The 15,735-nt window shown below is 70.5% G+C and carries 18 protein-coding genes and 1 tRNA gene; 13 read left to right on the top strand and 6 right to left on the bottom strand.

The features are described from left to right. Positions 1–179: 179 nt before the first annotated feature. On the bottom strand, positions 180–569 hold the full coding sequence (locus ACLGIH_RS16650; protein ID WP_416526035.1) for a DUF6344 domain-containing protein: 390 nt from the start codon (positions 567–569) through the stop codon (positions 180–182). A gap of 326 nt (positions 570–895) precedes the next feature. Between ACLGIH_RS16650 and ACLGIH_RS16645 the strand changes: the two genes are divergently transcribed. Together ACLGIH_RS16645 and ACLGIH_RS16640 are read left to right on the top strand one after the other, a co-directional pair. Further along, positions 896–1,024: a DLW-39 family protein gene (locus tag ACLGIH_RS16645; RefSeq protein WP_003999697.1), complete on the top strand. Its 129-nt coding sequence runs from the start codon at positions 896–898 to the stop codon at positions 1,022–1,024. A 129-nt stretch (positions 1,025–1,153) separates the two neighbouring features. Then, positions 1,154–2,458 carry a hypothetical protein gene (locus tag ACLGIH_RS16640; protein WP_416526034.1) on the top strand — a complete coding sequence of 435 codons (1,305 nt, stop codon included), beginning with the start codon at positions 1,154–1,156 and terminating at the stop codon, positions 2,456–2,458. Here ACLGIH_RS16640 and ACLGIH_RS16635 read toward each other — a convergent pair. Both ACLGIH_RS16635 and ACLGIH_RS16630 read right to left on the bottom strand, forming a co-directional pair. Then, positions 2,422–3,789, bottom strand: a complete 1,368-nt coding sequence (locus tag ACLGIH_RS16635) for a serine/threonine-protein kinase (protein ID WP_416526033.1) — start codon at positions 3,787–3,789, stop codon at positions 2,422–2,424. The genes ACLGIH_RS16640 and ACLGIH_RS16635 overlap by 37 nt on opposite strands. Before the next feature lie 141 nt (positions 3,790–3,930). Next, positions 3,931–4,479 carry a helix-turn-helix domain-containing protein gene (locus ACLGIH_RS16630; protein WP_416526032.1) on the bottom strand — a complete coding sequence of 183 codons (549 nt, stop codon included), beginning with the start codon at positions 4,477–4,479 and terminating at the stop codon, positions 3,931–3,933. A gap of 193 nt (positions 4,480–4,672) precedes the next feature. On the opposite strand from ACLGIH_RS16630, the gene ACLGIH_RS16625 reads away from it, so the two are divergent. Both ACLGIH_RS16625 and ACLGIH_RS16620 read left to right on the top strand, forming a co-directional pair. Then, positions 4,673–4,745, top strand: a tRNA-Ala gene (locus tag ACLGIH_RS16625). Between the two features lie 375 nt (positions 4,746–5,120). Beyond that, a complete protein-coding gene (locus tag ACLGIH_RS16620) occupies positions 5,121–5,897 on the top strand; it encodes an isoprenyl transferase (RefSeq protein ID WP_416526031.1) in 777 nt (258 codons plus the stop codon). 141 nt (positions 5,898–6,038) lie between these two features. On the opposite strand, the gene ACLGIH_RS16615 is transcribed toward ACLGIH_RS16620, so the two are convergent. After that, on the bottom strand, positions 6,039–6,740 hold the full coding sequence (locus ACLGIH_RS16615; RefSeq protein WP_416526030.1) for a DUF5324 family protein: 702 nt from the start codon (positions 6,738–6,740) through the stop codon (positions 6,039–6,041). A gap of 340 nt (positions 6,741–7,080) precedes the next feature. Between ACLGIH_RS16615 and ACLGIH_RS16610 the strand changes: the two genes are divergently transcribed. Both ACLGIH_RS16610 and ACLGIH_RS16605 read left to right on the top strand, forming a co-directional pair. Then, on the top strand, positions 7,081–7,614 hold the full coding sequence (locus tag ACLGIH_RS16610) for a peptidylprolyl isomerase (protein WP_416526029.1): 534 nt from the start codon (positions 7,081–7,083) through the stop codon (positions 7,612–7,614). Between the two features lie 120 nt (positions 7,615–7,734). Further along, positions 7,735–8,622, top strand: a complete 888-nt coding sequence (locus ACLGIH_RS16605; RefSeq protein WP_416526028.1) for a rhomboid family intramembrane serine protease — start codon at positions 7,735–7,737, stop codon at positions 8,620–8,622. A 245-nt stretch (positions 8,623–8,867) separates the two neighbouring features. On the opposite strand, the gene crgA is transcribed toward ACLGIH_RS16605, so the two are convergent. Continuing rightward, complete coding sequence (crgA, locus tag ACLGIH_RS16600; RefSeq protein WP_416526027.1) at positions 8,868–9,122, bottom strand: cell division protein CrgA; 255 nt, start codon at positions 9,120–9,122, stop codon at positions 8,868–8,870. A gap of 140 nt (positions 9,123–9,262) precedes the next feature. Here crgA and ACLGIH_RS16595 point away from each other — a divergent pair, with 140 nt between their 5' ends. The 7 genes from ACLGIH_RS16595 to ACLGIH_RS16565 all read left to right on the top strand — a co-directional run bounded on the left by ACLGIH_RS16595 (position 9,263) and on the right by ACLGIH_RS16565 (position 13,655). Further along, on the top strand, positions 9,263–10,042 hold the full coding sequence (locus ACLGIH_RS16595) for a DUF881 domain-containing protein (protein ID WP_416526026.1): 780 nt from the start codon (positions 9,263–9,265) through the stop codon (positions 10,040–10,042). 312 nt (positions 10,043–10,354) lie between these two features. Further along, a complete protein-coding gene (locus tag ACLGIH_RS16590) occupies positions 10,355–10,516 on the top strand; it encodes a hypothetical protein (RefSeq protein ID WP_416526025.1) in 162 nt (53 codons plus the stop codon). After that, the gene (locus ACLGIH_RS16585) at positions 10,513–11,151 is read left to right on the top strand and encodes an aminodeoxychorismate/anthranilate synthase component II (RefSeq protein WP_416526024.1); all 639 of its coding nucleotides are present in this window, start codon (positions 10,513–10,515) and stop codon (positions 11,149–11,151) included. Before ACLGIH_RS16590 ends, ACLGIH_RS16585 begins: the two co-directional genes overlap by 4 nt. Beyond that, entirely contained in the window at positions 11,148–12,335 is a 1,188-nt protein-coding gene (locus tag ACLGIH_RS16580) for a class E sortase (protein WP_416526023.1), read from the top strand. Before ACLGIH_RS16585 ends, ACLGIH_RS16580 begins: the two co-directional genes overlap by 4 nt. Before the next feature lie 13 nt (positions 12,336–12,348). Continuing rightward, complete coding sequence (locus ACLGIH_RS16575) at positions 12,349–13,125, top strand: class E sortase (RefSeq protein ID WP_416526022.1); 777 nt, start codon at positions 12,349–12,351, stop codon at positions 13,123–13,125. A 50-nt stretch (positions 13,126–13,175) separates the two neighbouring features. Then, positions 13,176–13,331 (top strand): hypothetical protein, encoded by a 156-nt coding sequence (locus ACLGIH_RS16570; protein ID WP_416526021.1) that lies wholly within the window; start codon positions 13,176–13,178, stop codon positions 13,329–13,331. Positions 13,332–13,352: 21 nt separating this feature from the next. Next, positions 13,353–13,655 (top strand): hypothetical protein, encoded by a 303-nt coding sequence (locus ACLGIH_RS16565; protein ID WP_416526020.1) that lies wholly within the window; start codon positions 13,353–13,355, stop codon positions 13,653–13,655. A 57-nt stretch (positions 13,656–13,712) separates the two neighbouring features. Here ACLGIH_RS16565 and pknB read toward each other — a convergent pair whose 3' ends face one another. Next, the gene (pknB, locus tag ACLGIH_RS16560; protein WP_416526019.1) at positions 13,713–15,722 is read right to left on the bottom strand and encodes a Stk1 family PASTA domain-containing Ser/Thr kinase; all 2,010 of its coding nucleotides are present in this window, start codon (positions 15,720–15,722) and stop codon (positions 13,713–13,715) included. Positions 15,723–15,735: the final 13 nt, after the last annotated feature.

Here is a 15,735-nt window from a genome sequence, read left to right as displayed (position 1 = left end):
GTGAGGCTCCGGCCGGTCGTACCGCTTGCTCCGCCGGGTCGGTCGTCGGTCGTGGGGAGCGGGTGGGGCGGGGCTACGGCGGAAGGCCCGGCGGCTCTGGTGAGCGGCCGGGCCTTACGGATCGCAGTGGTGCTACGCGAGATCGCCGGGTCTGGGGATGAGGTCGGACGTGGAGACCGTCAGCGTTGGAGGGGGGTGTCCGCCGGGGCCTCGTCGGGGTCGCAGAGGGCGGAGGCGGCGGCCGGGTGTGCGGCGGCCGGGTCGGCGGCGGTCGCGTCCGTCGGCGGGCGGTGGCGGCAGCTGGGGGACTTGCCGTGGGCCTCGGCGCGGATGCGCTGTTTCATCGTGGGGGGCAGGGCGCCGGCTCGGGACCAGGACCAGGAGGACGCCGTCTGCACCGTCGACCGCGGATCGCTGTCGCTGTCGCGGTCGTGGTCGCTGTTGCGAGTCGTCTCGGTCTGCGGTACGGCCGCGGAGGCCGTCGTCGTGATGAGTCCGAGCGCCGTGAACAGCGCGAGGAAGGCGGTGACGATGGCGGTCCACAGCTTCATGACCTTGTTCCGGGCCATGGCCCCTCACTTTCGGGTCGGGCGATTTGCGTACTTTCCTCATGATGTGTATGTGGGCCGGGAAGTGGTGGACCGACGCCCGTGGCGCGTCGATGTTCAGATGAACACCACTCGGATGGGCGCAAGACGGGGCATAAGGTGCCCAGAGGGGAGAAGTGGGAGCAAAATGACCGTCCGTGCGAGTCCGATCACCCTCTGATCGCAGCGGTCTATTCCGCCGAGGGGAACGGGAGTTGGCACTCCACACAGGTCACCGATCGATATCGGTCGGTGTGTATAGTCGGGCGCCAGAGGTCCCCTACGTCAAGGAAAGACGAGGTCGCGCGGTGAAGAAGCTTCTCCTGGTCGCACTGGCCGCCATCGGCGGGCTCCTCGTGTACCGCCAGATCCAGGCGGATCGCGCCGAGCAGGATCTGTGGACGGAGGCGACTGACTCCGTGCCCACGGGTTCGTGAGTCCGACCGACATACGGTTCTGAACAGACCCCGGCCGTCCTCGCGGTCGGGGTTTTGTGTTGCCCGTCCGGCGGCGGGGCAGTATGGGCGGGGCGGCGTGGACCGAAGGTGGACGGAAGAGGGCGGGCGATGACGGGGCGGCGTACGGCGTCGGTTTCCTTTTCCTTCCGTTCACTGATCGCCGTGCTCGGCGCGACCGCCGCTCTGCTGCCGGGCGGCGCGGCCCTCGCGGCCGGCACGGAGGACGGGTACGCCTTCGCCGCGGACGCCCGGCCGGCCGAGGCGGCGGCCGGCACCGCGGACGCCGCACGCCTGGAGCCCGGGACGCCGTACACCAGCACCCTGCCGCGCGGCGGCACCGTGTACTTCCGCCTCGACCTCGACGCCGCCTCGAACACGTACGTCTCCGTCACCGCCGTCCCCGGCACCGGCGGTGAGGTCTCGGCAGCCGACGGCGTCCGCGTGTCGGTGCGGGACGCCGACGGCAGGCCCTGCTCGCTGGACAGCGCGACCTTCGGCGCCGCCCGCAGTCCCCGCCCCCTCACCGCCTGGGGCATGCGGGAGACATCCCCCGACGAAACCCGGTGCCAGGACGCCGGCAGCTACTACGTGGCCGTCGAACGCGTCCGGCCGCAGGACTCCCCGCCGGGCGACTGGGACCTGGAGATCGTCGCCGCCATCGAGCCGCGGCTGCGCGGCGACGGCGCCCCCACCGCCCCCGGGACCTGGAACTCCGCCTCACCCGAACCCGTCGCAGGGGAGCCCGAGCGGCGGCCCGGGGGCCGGGGCTTCGCCGATGCCGCGCCTCTCGGGCACGGTGTCTGGCGCGACGACATCCGGCCCGGGCAGACGCTGTACTACCGGGTCCCGGTCGACTGGGGTCAGCAGGTGCACGCCACCGCCGAACTGAGCGGTTCCGGGGAGGGCAGGGGATACGCGCCCGCCGCCCTCGACCTGGCGCTCCACAACCCGGTGCGCGGCCGGGTCGACGACGCGGGCGCCGGCTACACCGGCAGGCGGACGACGGTCGCCCTCGATCCCGTGCCGCCGGTCGAGTACGGCAACCGCCGGGCCGTCGCCCAGCGGGTGAGCGCGATGCGCTTCGCCGGCGCCCACTACCTCGTGGTGCATCTCGCGGCGCAGGTGGCCGACGGCTTCGGCACGGGGCCGCTCGCGCTGACCCTGCGGGTCCGGATCGGCGGCGCGGCCGGGACCGGGCCCGGCTATGCGGGGGAGCCGGTACCGAACGGCGTCTTCGAGGTCACCGAGCGGGACCGGGAGCGGGCGGCTCCGGGTGCCGCCGCGGACGACGACCTCGCGATGAAGGCCCTCGCCGCGGGCGGGATCGGCACCGGGAGCCTGTTGCTGGTGGGGCTCGGGGTGTGGACGGCCGTGGCTCAGATCCGGGCCAGGGCCCAGAAGCCCACCGCGTAGCAGACCAGGGCCAGCAGCAGGAGCGGAACCGCCACAGCGGGCGGGGGACCGGGACGGCGGGGCCGGACGGCACGGTGCTGCGGGGGCTGTTGGGGCTGTTGGGGTGGCTGGGCGGTGTACGTGGCCGTGGCGGGGGCGAGGTGGCGCGGGGGCGGGGGCGGGGGCGGAACGTGCGTCGGATGGCGCTGGGACTGGGGTTGACGCTGAGGCTGAGGACTCGCGTAGGGCTCCGGCTGCCAGGGAGACGGTGACCGTGTCGGCGACGGTGCGGGTGCCTGGGCCGGTGGTGGCGCCTGCGCGGGTGTCGGTGCAGGTGCCGGTGGTGCCTGCGGCGTCTGTGGCGTCTGGGGTGTCGGGGTCGGCGGTCGGCTCTCGCGGGCGGGCGGCGGCAGATGGAAGCTGCCGGTGTCCGAGAGGGCGGGCGGACGCGTCGGCGGTTCCGGCGCGGGCCCGACCGGTCCGTCGGGCCCGAAGCCCGGTGGCAGCGGGCCGATCTGGTCGAAGATCTCGATCAGTTCGTCGTCCGGACCGAGCTCCGGCAGCAGCTCCGCCGCCGCGGCCAGCGCCTTGCGCGCCCCCGTGGCAGTACGGAACCGCGCCACCGGGTCCGGTTGCAGCAGGGTGGCCACGACCTGCCACAACGGCTCGGGGATGCCCTTGGGCGCGCCCGGCGTCCCGTGCTCGGCGAAGTACTGCACGAGGGCCTTGGTGTCGGGCTTGGCACCCTCCAGCAGATACAGCGCCACCAGCCCTACGGCGAACAGGTCCGCGGTGAAGGCCGGTTCGGAACCCATCATCTGCTCGGGCGCCAGGTAGCCGGGCGTCCCCACCACCAGATCGGTCTCCGTCAGACGAGGCTCGCCCAGCCGCATCGCGATGCCGAAATCGGACAGCCGCAGCCGTGGCCGGCCCCTGCCGGTGGCTTCGAGCAGCACGTTGGCGGGCTTGATGTCGCGGTGCACGACGTCATCCGCGTGCACCGCCGCCAGTCCGGACAGCAGCTGGTCGAGCAGGGTGCAGACGAAGGCCGGCGGCAGGGGGCCGTAGTCCCCGACCAGGTGGACGAGAGAGCCGCCCGCGACCAGATCCATGGTGAACAGGACTTTGTCGTCGTCGGCGGCCCAGCTGGCGGGGGCGAGGACGTGGGGGTGGTCGATGCGCAGGCCTTGCTCCCGGACGAAACGGAGCAGGGAGTGCGCGTCGCGCTGCTGGAGCACCTTCGCGGCCACGTAGCGTCGCCGGCGGTGGTCCCAGGCGCGCCAGACGGCACCGACCCCGCCGCGCCCGATCGGATCGACCAGTTCGTAACGGCCGGCGAACACCTCACCCATGGCTGTGCGTCGCTCCTCCCCCTGCGGCCGTGCCCCGTGTCCGTGCCCCGTGTCCGTGCCCCGTGTCCGTGCCCCGCGTCCCTGCCGGGTGGCTTGCCCGCCCCCTGACGGCGGCTTCCTCGCCCCTGTCGCGTCCCCGGGTCAGTTCTGGTGGGACTGGTAGTGCGCGACCGCGTCGGAGGTGCGGCCGGCGCCGTACACGCGGAGGAACTCCGCCAGCTCCGGGTGGGTGGGAGCGAGGGCGTCCGCCGCCTCGATGATGTCGCCCGCGGCGGCCACCGAGCGCAGCAGCGACTGGATCTCGCGGACCACCCGCTTGACCGTGGGCGCACCCGAACTGCTCGTCGTCTGCGTCGTGTTGCTCAGCACCGAGCCCCCCTGCGACTTCTTGATCTCCTCCATGCGCTCGGTCGCCTCGGCCGCGCTCACACTGCCGTCCGCCACCTGCCCCGCCAGGTCCTGCAGCAGCTGTACCCGCTGGACCACCGCCGGATTGCCGATCTTCGCCCGCTGGCCACTCATCAGCTGGGACAGCATCGGTGCGGACAGTCCCAGCACCCCCGCCAGACGAGCCTGGTTAAGACCAAGATCGTCGATGAGCCTGCGGAAGAGCGCCCCCAGTGGCTCCCCGTACCAGTTCCGCTGCAGTTCCCGCGCTCTTGCGGTGGCTTCCTGCTGTGCGGCGTCCATTGCGTCTCCCCATCGCTTCCCCTGAAACCGCAGTTCGCTCCAGCGAACCACGCCGAGCATCTTACGGAGCGTGGTCGTTCACCGGGACCCCCAATCTTGTTGGGAGATACGGGGTGCGACCCGGTACTCTTGTCTGCGGCGCCCGTCGGGACGATGTCCTTCCGACGTCCCACCGGCCGGACGCTCCTCTTCCGGGGCCTTAGCTCAGTTGGTAGAGCGCTGTCTTTGCATGGCAGATGTCAGGGGTTCGACTCCCCTAGGCTCCACGCTGAAGACCCCTCCGCCTGCGTCACCGCAGGCGGAGGGGTCTCTTCGTGTCCGTGCTTCGTGGGCCGGGCGGCCTCGCCTCGGCAGGTCAGAGGCCCTCTATCGCATCGATCCGCTGTACGTCAAACCCGCCGTCTGCCGAAAACGTCGTGCACGGTGGCGCGGTACATCGCCAACTGACTTGTCGGCAAGCGGCGTTGGAGATATTGGGGACCGGTCGCGGGGGGCCGGTGCTCGGTGCGGAGGAGGGGATGTCTGCTCTTGATATCGTCACTCCAGAGAGCACCGGCACCCCCGCCCCTGCGGGGCGGTGCCAAGTGGCTCATCGCCGTCGGAGCCGTTCGGTCGCTGCGACGAGGTGGAAGGGGTAGACCATGCGGGCGAAGGTACGGGCCGCTCTCGATGCGCTCTATATGAAGCGGCTGGTCCGGGAGTTGGAAGGACGCCCACGCCCCCAGCACATCGGCATCATGCTGGACGGCAACCGGCGCTGGGCGAAGACGGCGGGGCACGACGACCCGCGCGAGGGCTACAAGGCCGGTGGGGCGAAGGTCCTGGACTTCCTCCGGTGGTGCGACTCGGCCCAGGTCGAGCACGTCACCCTGTTCATGCTCTCCGACGACAACCTGCACCGGCCCGAGGAGCAGCTCAACCCGCTGATCGACATCATCGCCACGGTGGTGGAGCAGCTGGCCGCTCCCGGCAACCCCTGGCCCGTCGAGGTGGTCGGTGCCCTGGATCTGCTGCCCGCCGACTCCGCGAGCCGCCTCAAGGCCGCCACCGCCGCCACCCAGGGCCGCCAGGGCGGGACCAAGGTCGACGTCGCCGTGGGATACGGAGGCCGCCGGGAGATCGTCGACGCCGTGCGCTCGGCCCTGACGGAGCACAGCGCCAAGGGCGGGGACATCGACGAGTTCATCGAGACCTTCACCATGGAGCACATTTCCAAGCACCTGTACTCCAAGGCGCGGTCCGAGTCCGACCTGATCATCCGTACGTCCGGTGAGCAGCGGCTCTCGGGCTTCCTGCTCTGGCAGTCCGCGTACGCCGAGGTGTACTTCTGCGAGTGCTACTGGCCGGACTTCCGGGAGATCGACTTCCTGCGTGCCCTGCGCTCCTACTCCATGCGGGAGCGCCGCTACGGCCGCTGAGCGCCCTGAGCACCACCCTGAGCGCACCGGACGCTCCGCTGTTCCGCTGTTCCACGTGAAACATCGCCCATGACATCGCCGCGGGGCGGGGGACCGTCAAGTCCCCCGTCCCGCGGCGTCGTTCGGTCGTGCCGACCGGAGTCAGCGCTGGTCGTCGCGGTCGGCGGCTTCGTCCTCGGCCTGCTTGGCCTGGACCTCGGGGTCCAGATCGGACGGTGCGGTGCCGTCCACCGACGTCAGCCGGCCGGCCTCGGGGACCTCCGTCGCCTCGGGCGGTTCCACCAGCCAGTCCGGGTTGGCCTGCTTGTCCCACCACTTCCAGGCGGCGAAGGCACCACCGGCCACGACGCCCAGGACCGCCAGCACCCTGACGACCCGGCCGGTCTTCGCCTGCCGCCGTCGGCGGCGAGCTAGCTTCTCGATGTCCTTGGCCGAGACATTCCCGCGCAGGGCGGCCAGGACGGCGGCGCTGCGCAGCGCCGCCTCGTCCCGGACGGGCCCGGCCACGGCCACCGCCTGCTCGATCCTCGGCCGGGAGTAGTCGGCCGCCTGCCGGGCGGCCAGGCGCGTGCGGACGGCGGCCTCGTGCGCAGCCACGTCCACCTTTGATGGCACGTGCGAACGAGCCTGTTCCAGGCGTGGCGCGACATGAACGCCGTAGTGGAGGCGAGCCTGGTCGGCGGCCTGGGAGACCTTGGGCGCCAGCCGTACGCGCGCCTCCTGTGCGTAGTGCGCGGCCCTGTCCTTGGCCGTGTCGGCGTAGGGCGCCACCACTTCCGCGGCGTGCAGCACGCTGTCCTTCGCCGAACCGGTCGCGGCGCGCACGCTGTCGATGCGGGTCACGGGTTCCTCCTCCTCGGTGGCGTACGGTAATTCGACTTTCCACCCTTTTACGGATCATGCCTTCCGGAGCACCGCCAGGCATGCGAGGGCGGGCATCCGGGTCATGAAGCAGTGATCGGGAGCCTTGATAACGGGTGAATCCGGAGCAACGGGAGCTTGTCGTCGACAATGCCACGGATCGGTGCTCCGCGCGCCCGGCCCGGGGCACTCGGGCGGAATTCCGCGAGTGACGCGCGCCCGGAGGGGACCTCTCCGGGGGGCCGAATGCGACCGCCGGGCGACGTGGGGCGCGGACCGTGCGAGGATCGGGGAGTTACAGGAAGACAACGGAAGGCAGATCGTGGCTGAGCAGCTCTACGCCACCCTGAAGACCAATCACGGCGACATCGACGTCCGGCTCCTGCCGAACCACGCCCCCAAGACGGTCAAGAACTTCGTCGAGCTCGCCAAGGGCGAGCGTGAGTGGACCAACCCCGCCACGGGCCAGAAGTCCACGGACAAGCTCTACGACGGCACGGTCTTCCACCGGGTGATCAGCGGTTTCATGATCCAGGGCGGTGACCCGCTGGGCAACGGCACCGGCGGCCCCGGCTACCAGTTCGAGGACGAGTTCCACCCGGACCTGTCCTTCGACAAGCCCTACCTGCTGGCCATGGCCAACGCCGGCCCGGGCACCAACGGCTCGCAGTTCTTCATCACCGTCTCCCCGACGACGTGGCTGAACCGCAAGCACACCATTTTCGGCGAGGTCACGGACGCGGCCAGCCAGAAGGTGGTGGACGCCATCGCCGCCACCCAGACCAACCCGCGCACCGACCGTCCGGTCAACGACGTCGTGATCGAGTCGGTCGTCGTCGAGACGCGCAACGGCTGACCGGCATCGGTTCTCCGGTGCCGCGCACCCTTGATGGGAACTAAACGCCCCGCTCATCCGTAAGGATGGGCGGGGCGGCGCGTTGCCCGCGACACGGCACAGGACGACCGAGGGGACCTCATGGACCAGGCAGCAGGTGGCACCCCGCAGGACGCCCAGCGCCTGCCGGTCTGCTACCGCCACCCCGACCGCGAGACGGGCATCAGCTGCACCCGCTGCGAGCGTCCGATCTGCCCCGAGTGCATGATCAGCGCCTCCGTCGGCTTCCAGTGCCCGGACTGCGTCCGCAGCGGCTCCGGCACCGGGCACGCCCCGGACGCCTCCCGCCCGCGCACCCTGGCCGGCGGCACCATCGCGGCCGACCCCCGTCTGCTCACCAAGATCCTCATCGGGATCAACGCGGCGGTGTTCATCGCCGTCCACGCGCAGGAGTCGCTGCTGAACCACCTGGTGCTGATCGGCCGCTGGCCGCCCGCGCCGTTCCTGCCCATGGAGGGCGTCGCGGACGGCGAGTGGTACCGGCTGGTGACCTCGATGTTCGCGCACCAGGAGATCTGGCACATCGCCTTCAACATGCTCGGTCTCTGGTGGCTCGGCGGTCCCCTGGAAGCGGCCCTCGGCCGCGTCCGCTATCTCGCCCTCTACTTCACCTCGGGCCTCGCGGGCAGCGCTCTCGCCTATCTGCTGGGCTCACCGACCACGGCCACGCTCGGCGCCTCCGGCGCGATCTTCGGTCTGTTCGGCGCGACCGCCGTGCTGATGCGCCGGCTCAACTACGACCTGCGGCCGGTCGTCATCCTGCTGGCGATCAACCTGGTCTTCACCTTCACCTGGGCCAACATCTCCTGGCAGGCCCACATCGGCGGCCTCGTCGCCGGTCTCGTGGTCGGCTACGCCATGGTCCACGCCCCGCGTGAGCGGCGCTCGCTCGTCCAGTACGGGACCTGTGCGCTGGTCCTCGCGGTGGTCATCGGGTTGACCCTGTTGAGAACCGCCCAGCTCACCTGAGCGCGCTGTTGTCCACAGCGGGTGGCGGATCTTGTGCATACCGTGCGGGAACAACTGTGCCCCCTGTCACCGACCTGTGTTTCCGCAGGTCAGACAGGGGGCGAACAGGCTTTCGGGCGTCAGTCGTTCCGTCACACCGGCGTCAACGTCCAGTGAGTTATCCACAGATCGTCGTTTCTTTTCCCCATGTGGAAAACGGCTGTGGATAACTCAGTGGATAGCCCTGGGCAGAGCTGTGCCGGGGCCTACTTCCACTGCGTGGAGACGGCGAATCCGGCGGCGATGAAGCCGAAGCCCACCACGATGTTCCAGTTGCCCAGCGCGTCGACGGGCAGTGAACCGTCGGTGACGTAGAAGACGACGATCCAGGCCAGGCCGATGAGGAACATGGCGAGCATGACGGGCGCGACCCAGGACCGGTTGGTCAGCTTGATGCTGGCCGACTGCTTCGCCGGCGGCGGCGTGTAGTCGGCCTTCTTGCGGATACGTGACTTCGGCACGAGGGTCTCTCCTGTCGATGCGCTGCGTGGCCGCGCAGGGATCTGGGTCGGGCTCGGGGCAACGTACAAGGGGACGTAAGAGCGCTCCCGGGCGTCCGTTAGCGTAGTGCTTCCGTGGCGCCGAAGGAGATAAGGGTACGTTGAGCAATTCTGCCGACTCCCCCGGGACGGGATCCAGCCCTGACCGCAAGCGCCGTTTCCGGCCGGTGCGGGCGCTCACGGCAGTTGTCTTCGCTCTCGCCGGCCTCATCTTCGTCACCAGCTTCAACACTGCCAAAGGCACCAATATCCGCACGGACACCTCCCTGCTGAAGCTGTCCGACCTGATCCACGAGCGCAGCCGCGAGAACGGGGAACTGGAGGAGTCCAACGCGGCCCTGCGGGACGACGTCGAGTCCCTGGCCGAGCGCGACAACGGCAGCACCCGGGCCGAGGCCGACAAGCTCGCCGAACTGGAGAAGAAGGCGGGCACGCAGAAGCTCAAGGGGGAGGCGATCAGCGTCACGCTCAACGACGCCCCGCCGGACGCCACCGCCAAGCTGCCCGGCTACCCCGAGCCGCAGCCCGACTACCTGGTCATCCACCAGCAGGACCTCCAAGCCGTGGTGAACGCCCTGTGGGAGGGCGGTGCCAAGGGCATCAAGGTCATGGACCAGCGGCTGATCTCCACCAGCGCCGTGCGCTGCGTGGGCAACACCCTGATCCTCCAGGGCCGCGTCTACTCCCCGCCGTACAAGATCACGGCGGTCGGTGACCCGAAGAAGCTGAAGCGGGCGCTGGCCGCGTCCCCGGCGATCCAGAACTACATGGTGTACGTCAACGTCTACGGCCTCGGCTGGCAGGTCGACGACGAAGGCACCGTGACGCTGCCCGGCTACTCGGGCACGGTGGACCTGCACTACGCCGAGCCCGTGGACTGAGTCCCTTGTTCCGGACCGGTTGCTCCGGACCGGACGGCCGGCGCCGCACGCCCTCGTACGAGCGCTTCGCGATCATGCGCATCCCGCGGCCTGGTTTCACGTGGAACAAACCGGTCCCGGGAGCACCGACGGCGCCACCCTGACAAGGGCCTCGGCCGTGCCGCCGGAGATCGAGGCGATCGGCCCGGAGCCACGTAGATCCGGATATCCGCGTCACACAGCCTGCGGAGGCCGGGAAACCGGAGGCGCTGCGCCGTTAGTCTGGTGCGGAACGGCGTGAGTCCGGTGCCGTGGTACGACGGAAGGGACGGCATGTACGGCTGGATCTGGCGGCATCTGCCGGGCAATGCGTGGGTGAAGGCGATGACCTCACTGGTGCTCGTGGTGGCCGTGGTCTACGTCCTGTTCCAGTACGTCTTCCCCTGGGCCGAGCCGCTGCTGCCCTTCAACGATGTGACGGTGGACAACCAGTGAGCGCACGCATTCTCGTCGTCGACAACTACGACAGCTTCGTCTTCAACCTGGTCCAGTACCTGTACCAGCTGGGCGCCGAGTGCGAGGTGCTGCGCAACGACGAGGTGGCCACGGCGCACGCCCAGGACGGTTTCGACGGTGTGCTGCTGTCGCCGGGCCCGGGCACACCGGAGCAGGCCGGGGTGTGTGTCGACATGGTGCGGCACTGCGCCTCGACCGGGGTGCCGGTCTTCGGCGTCTGTCTGGGCATGCAGTCGATGCAGGTGGCGTACGGCGGGGTCGTGGACCGCGCGCCGGAGCTGCTGCACGGCAAGACCTCGCCGGTCGAGCACGAAGGAAAGGGCGTCTTCGCCGGACTGCCCTCGCCGTTCACGGCGACCCGCTACCACTCCCTGGCCGCCGAGCCGGGCACCGTGCCCGCCGAGCTGGAGGTCACGGCCCGTACGCACGACGGGATCGTGATGGGCCTGCGCCACCGCGAACTTCCCGTCGAGGGCGTGCAGTTCCATCCGGAGTCGGTGCTGACCGAGCACGGCCACCGGATGCTGGCCAACTGGCTGGCGGAGTGCGGCGACGAGGGTGCCGTGGCGAGGTCGACGGGGCTCGCCCCGGTGGTGGGCAGGGCCACGGCGTGACCGCGCTGCGCCCCGAGCGCGAGTCCGGCACCTCGTACGGGCAGCAGCCGTACGAGGGCCAGGACGCGCTCGGGGAGTGGTACGGCGGGGAAGCGTTCCAGCCCCACCCGGGCCGGCAGCAGTCCCACCCGGGGCAGGAACAGCCGTATCCGGGGCAGGAACACCCCTACCCGGGTCAGGAACCGCCCTACCGGGCTCAGCAGCCCTACCCGGGCCAGGAACCGCCCTACGAGGCCGCCCCGGCCCCCGTGGCGGACGAGGGAACGGCCTTCGTGGCGGACGAGGAGACGGTCGCGCTCCGCATGTCGGAGCCGCCGCCCGAGCGGTCCGTCTCCTCCATACCGCCGCCCGGGGAAGGGCGAGCGGCGCGCAGGAAGGCCGCCAGACGGCGCCACGGGCGCCACGGGGGCACCGCCCGCCAGAGGACCGGGCAGAGCACCGGAGCGGCCGCAGACGAGCCCGGAAGGCCCCTGACGCGCGTGGAGGCCCGCCGCCGGGCCCGCGCGAGCAAGCCGAGCCCCGCCGTCGTCGCCAGCCGGGTCATCGGTGAGGTCTTCATCACGACCGGCGTGCTGATGCTGCTGTTCGTCACCTACCAGCTGTGGTGGACGAACGTGCGGGCGCAGGCGGAGGCGAACAAGGAGACGAGCAACCTCCAGGACGCCTGGGCGAGCGGCCAGCGCAACCCCGGCGCCTTCGAGCCCGGCCAGGGCTTCGCCATCCTGCACATCCCGAAGCTGGACGTCGTCGTCCCCATCGCCGAGGGCATCGACAGCAAGCGGGTGCTGGACCGCGGCATGGTCGGCCACTACGCCGAGGGCGCGCTGAAGACGGCGATGCCCGAGGACAAGACCGGCAACTTCGGGCTCGCCGGCCACCGCAACAGCCACGGCGAGCCCTTCCGGTACATCAACAAACTGGACCCGGGCGACCCGATCGTCGTCGAGACGCAGGACAGGTACTTCGTGTACAAGATGGCGAACATCCTGCCGGTGACGCCGCCGAGCAACACGAGCGTCCTCGCGCCCGTCCCGAAACAGTCGGGCTTCACCGAGCCCGGCCGCTACATCACGCTGACCACGTGCACCCCGGAGTTCACCAGCAAGTACCGGATGATCGTCTGGGGCAAGATGGTCGAGGAACGGCCGCGCAGCAAGGGAAAGCCGGATGCGCTCGTCAATTAAGGGCAGATGACCAGTGGCAGCGACCACCGACAGGGATCACGAGCACGACCACGCGGAGCGCACCGACGCGCCCGGTGCGCCCCCGCCGCGCAGGCGGCGCCCCAAACCGGGGCCGATCGCGCTGGCCGTGAGCGTCTTCGGTGAGCTGCTGATCACCGCGGGAGTGGTCCTCGGCCTGTTCGTCGCCTACTCGCTGTGGTGGACGAACGTCCTCGCCGACCGGGCGGCCGACGAGCAGGCCGAGAAGGTCCGCGACACCTGGGCGCAGCAGGCGGAGGGCGCGGGCGGCCCCGGCGCGCTGGACACCAAGGCCGGCATCGGCTTCCTGCACGTGCCCGCGATGTCCAAGGACGAGATCCTCGTCGAGGAGGGCACCTCGATGAAGGTCCTCAACGACGGCGTCGCCGGCTACTACACCGACCCCGTGAAGTCGGCCCTGCCCATGTCGGGCAAGAAGGGCAACTTCTCGCTCGCCGCCCACCGGGACGGGCACGGTGCGAAGTTCCACAACATCCACAAGCTGGAGAAGGGCGACCCGATCGTCTTCGAGACGAAGGACAAGTGGTACGTCTACAAGGTCTACGGCATCCTCCCCGAGACCTCGAAGTTCAACGTCAAGGTCCTCGCCCCGGTCCCGAAGGAGTCGGGCAAGGAGAAGGCCGGCCACTACATCACCCTGACGACCTGCACGCCCGTGTACACGAGCCGGTACCGCTACGTCGTGTGGGGTGAGCTGGTTCGCACGGAGAAGGTCAACAGCGAGCGCACGCCGCCGAAGGAACTGCGCTGAACGCTCCCGCCCGTCCCGAGCGGCTCGCGTACCTGGGCGGGCCGGCGGCCATGGGGACCGCGTTCCTGTTCCTCCTCGGCACCGTCGGCACCGTCGGCATGGTCATCGGCGCCGTGGCCGGGGCCCTGTGCGTCGGCATGGTCGCCGGCGGCCGCGCGGGCATCCGAACCGTCCGCGCGGGCCAGTGGGGGCGGCCCCGGACCTGACTGGCACTGGCTGTGGCCGGCGTGTCGACCGGCGTCGGCGGACTCGCGGTCGCCTACGTGACGGGGATCTTCTCCACGGGCCTGGACGTCGAGGAGACCTGTGAGTACGGGCACGGCGTCCGCTACGACGACGCCTACCGGGCCGCGCACGTGGAGGAGTCCGGCCGGTGGTTCCCGCTGCACAGCAAGTGCGACGCGAGCTACGACCTGGTGCCGGCCTGGGTCAACCCGGCCATCGTGCTCTTCTCCCTCCTGGCGGCGGCCGGCGTGCTGTGCCTGGTCGCCGCGGCGGTGACGGCCCTGCGAGCGCGGACGGACCGATGACAAGAGCCCCGGTCCCCTCGGAAGGGGGCCGGGGCTCTCACGCCGGTCGGTGGGACGTCAGTCGTCGCGCCCGCCCGGGAGGCCGCCGATGAAGCCGCCGTTACCGCCGTTGCCGTTGCCTCCGTTGTTGCCGCCGCCGCCCGTCGTCAGCGTGATCGGCGTGGCGGCCGGGTCGTCGACCTCGGTGCCCGCCGCCGGGTCCTGCTGGACCACCAGGGCGTTGCCGTCCGTGGAGCCCGCGACCTGGATGTTGGTGAAGCCCGCCTGCTGCAGCTCCTGCTGTGCCTGGGACAGGGGCCGGGCGCGGACCTCGGGCACCTTCACCTTCTCCTTGGCCTTGCCCACGACGATCTGGACCTGCGAGTTCTTGTCGACCGACTGGCCCGCCTGCGGCGTGGTGGAGATCACCTTGCCGGCCTGGTTCGGGTCGTCGACCGGCTGCTCGGTGCAGTTGCCGACCAGGTTGTTGGCCTGCATCTGCTGCTTCGCCGCCTCACAGGACTGGTTGAGCACGTCCGGCACCGTGGACTGCTCCTCCTCCTTGGCCACGATCAGCGTGATCGTCGACCCCTTCTCGACCTCCTCGCCCTTGATCGGGTCCTGGTCGAGGACGGTGCCCGGCTCGTCCGAGGACTCGCGTTGCTCGGTCTTCACCTCGAACTGGTAGTCGTCGCCCTCCAGCTTCGACTGGGCCTTGTCCAGGTCCAGGCCGATCACGCTCGGCACCGTCACCTTGGGAGCACCGGTCGAGACCACCAGGTCGACGGCGGACTCCTTGTCGACGTCGGTGCCCGCGGCGGGGGTCGTCTCGCAGACCTTGCCCTCCGGCTGCTCCTCGCAGGGCTTGCGCGTGACCTCGCCCAGCCTCAGATCGGAGTTGGTGAGGAGCTTGCCGGCGTCGTCCTGGGTCTGGCCGACGAGGTTGGGCACGGGCACCCTGTCGTTGCCCGGGCCGCCGTCGCCGCTGAACGCCCACCGGCCGATGAGGATCGCGCCGACGAGGACGAGGATGCCCGCCACGACCAGCAGGATCGTGGAGGTGTTGTTCTTCTTCTGCTGGCGCCGCCGGTCCCGGCGGTCGTCGTAGCCCCCGTCGTCCGGGTTCATGGGCGGCAGCACGCTCGTGGCGCCCCCGGCGCCGGAGTCCGAGCGCAGGGCCGTCGTCGGCTGCTCGTCACCGTAGCCGCCGTAGCCGACGGAGCCCATGGCGGCGGTGGCGGCGACCGGCTGGCCGTCGAGGCAGGCCTCGATGTCGGCTCGCATCTCGTCGGCCGACTGGTACCGGTAGTCGGGGTCCTTGACCAGCGCCCGCATCACGATCGCGTCCATCTCGGGCGTGATCTCGGGGTCGAAGACGCTCGGCTGCTGCGGTTCCTCGCGGACGTGCTGGTAGGCGACCGCGACCGGGGAGTCGCCGACGAAGGGCGGGCGGACGGTCAGCAGCTCGTAGAGCAGGCAGCCGGTGGAGTACAGGTCGGAGCGGGCGTCGACCTGCTCGCCCTTGGCCTGCTCGGGGGAGAGGTACTGGGCGGTGCCGATGACGGCCGCCGTCTGCGTCATCGTCATGCCGGAGTCGCCCATGGCCCGGGCGATGCCGAAGTCCATCACCTTGACCTGGCCGTTGCGCGTCAGCATGACGTTGGCCGGCTTGATGTCGCGGTGGACGATGCCGTTGCGGTGGGCGTACTCCAGGCCCTGGAGGATGCCGATGGTCATTTCCATGGCCCGCTCGGGCAGCAGCTTGCGGCCGCTGTGCAGCAGCTCTCGGAGCGTGGAGCCGTCGACGTACTCCATGACGATGTACGGGATGGAGACCCCGTCGATGTAGTCCTCGCCCGTGTCGTAGACCGCCACGATCGCGGGATGGTTGAGCGAGGCGGCCGACTGGGCCTCCCGGCGGAACCGGGCCTGGAAGGACGGGTCGCGCGCAAGGTCCGCGCGCAGCGTCTTCACCGCCACCTGGCGTCCGAGCCGGGTGTCATGCGCGTGGTAAACCTCCGCCATGCCACCACGGCCGAGCACCGGGCCCAGCTCGTACCGGCCGCCGAGGCGACGCGGCTCTTCCATAGCTACCTACCAG

The organism is Streptomyces hamibioticus, from assembly GCF_047946815.1.
Classification (GTDB): domain Bacteria; phylum Actinomycetota; class Actinomycetes; order Streptomycetales; family Streptomycetaceae; genus Streptomyces.
Note: the sequence above shows the minus strand (reverse complement) of the source record. Positions and strands in the feature narration are given on the sequence as shown.

What these genes read in the sequence shown, in the direction of transcription:
- ACLGIH_RS16570 (WP_416526021.1), top strand. Translation starts at nt 13,176, where the DNA reads ATGGGGACCGCGTTCCTGTTCCTCCTCGGCACCGTCGGCACCGTCGGC.
- ACLGIH_RS16630 (WP_416526032.1), bottom strand. Translation starts at nt 4,479, where the DNA reads ATGGACGCCGCACAGCAGGAAGCCACCGCAAGAGCGCGGGAACTGCAG.
- ACLGIH_RS16650 (WP_416526035.1), bottom strand. Translation starts at nt 569, where the DNA reads ATGGCCCGGAACAAGGTCATGAAGCTGTGGACCGCCATCGTCACCGCC.
- ACLGIH_RS16635 (WP_416526033.1), bottom strand. Translation starts at nt 3,789, where the DNA reads ATGGGTGAGGTGTTCGCCGGCCGTTACGAACTGGTCGATCCGATCGGG.
- pknB (WP_416526019.1), bottom strand. Translation starts at nt 15,722, where the DNA reads ATGGAAGAGCCGCGTCGCCTCGGCGGCCGGTACGAGCTGGGCCCGGTG.
- ACLGIH_RS16590 (WP_416526025.1), top strand. Translation starts at nt 10,355, where the DNA reads ATGTACGGCTGGATCTGGCGGCATCTGCCGGGCAATGCGTGGGTGAAG.
- ACLGIH_RS16605 (WP_416526028.1), top strand. Translation starts at nt 7,735, where the DNA reads ATGGACCAGGCAGCAGGTGGCACCCCGCAGGACGCCCAGCGCCTGCCG.
- ACLGIH_RS16620 (WP_416526031.1), top strand. Translation starts at nt 5,121, where the DNA reads ATGCGGGCGAAGGTACGGGCCGCTCTCGATGCGCTCTATATGAAGCGG.
- ACLGIH_RS16640 (WP_416526034.1), top strand. Translation starts at nt 1,154, where the DNA reads ATGACGGGGCGGCGTACGGCGTCGGTTTCCTTTTCCTTCCGTTCACTG.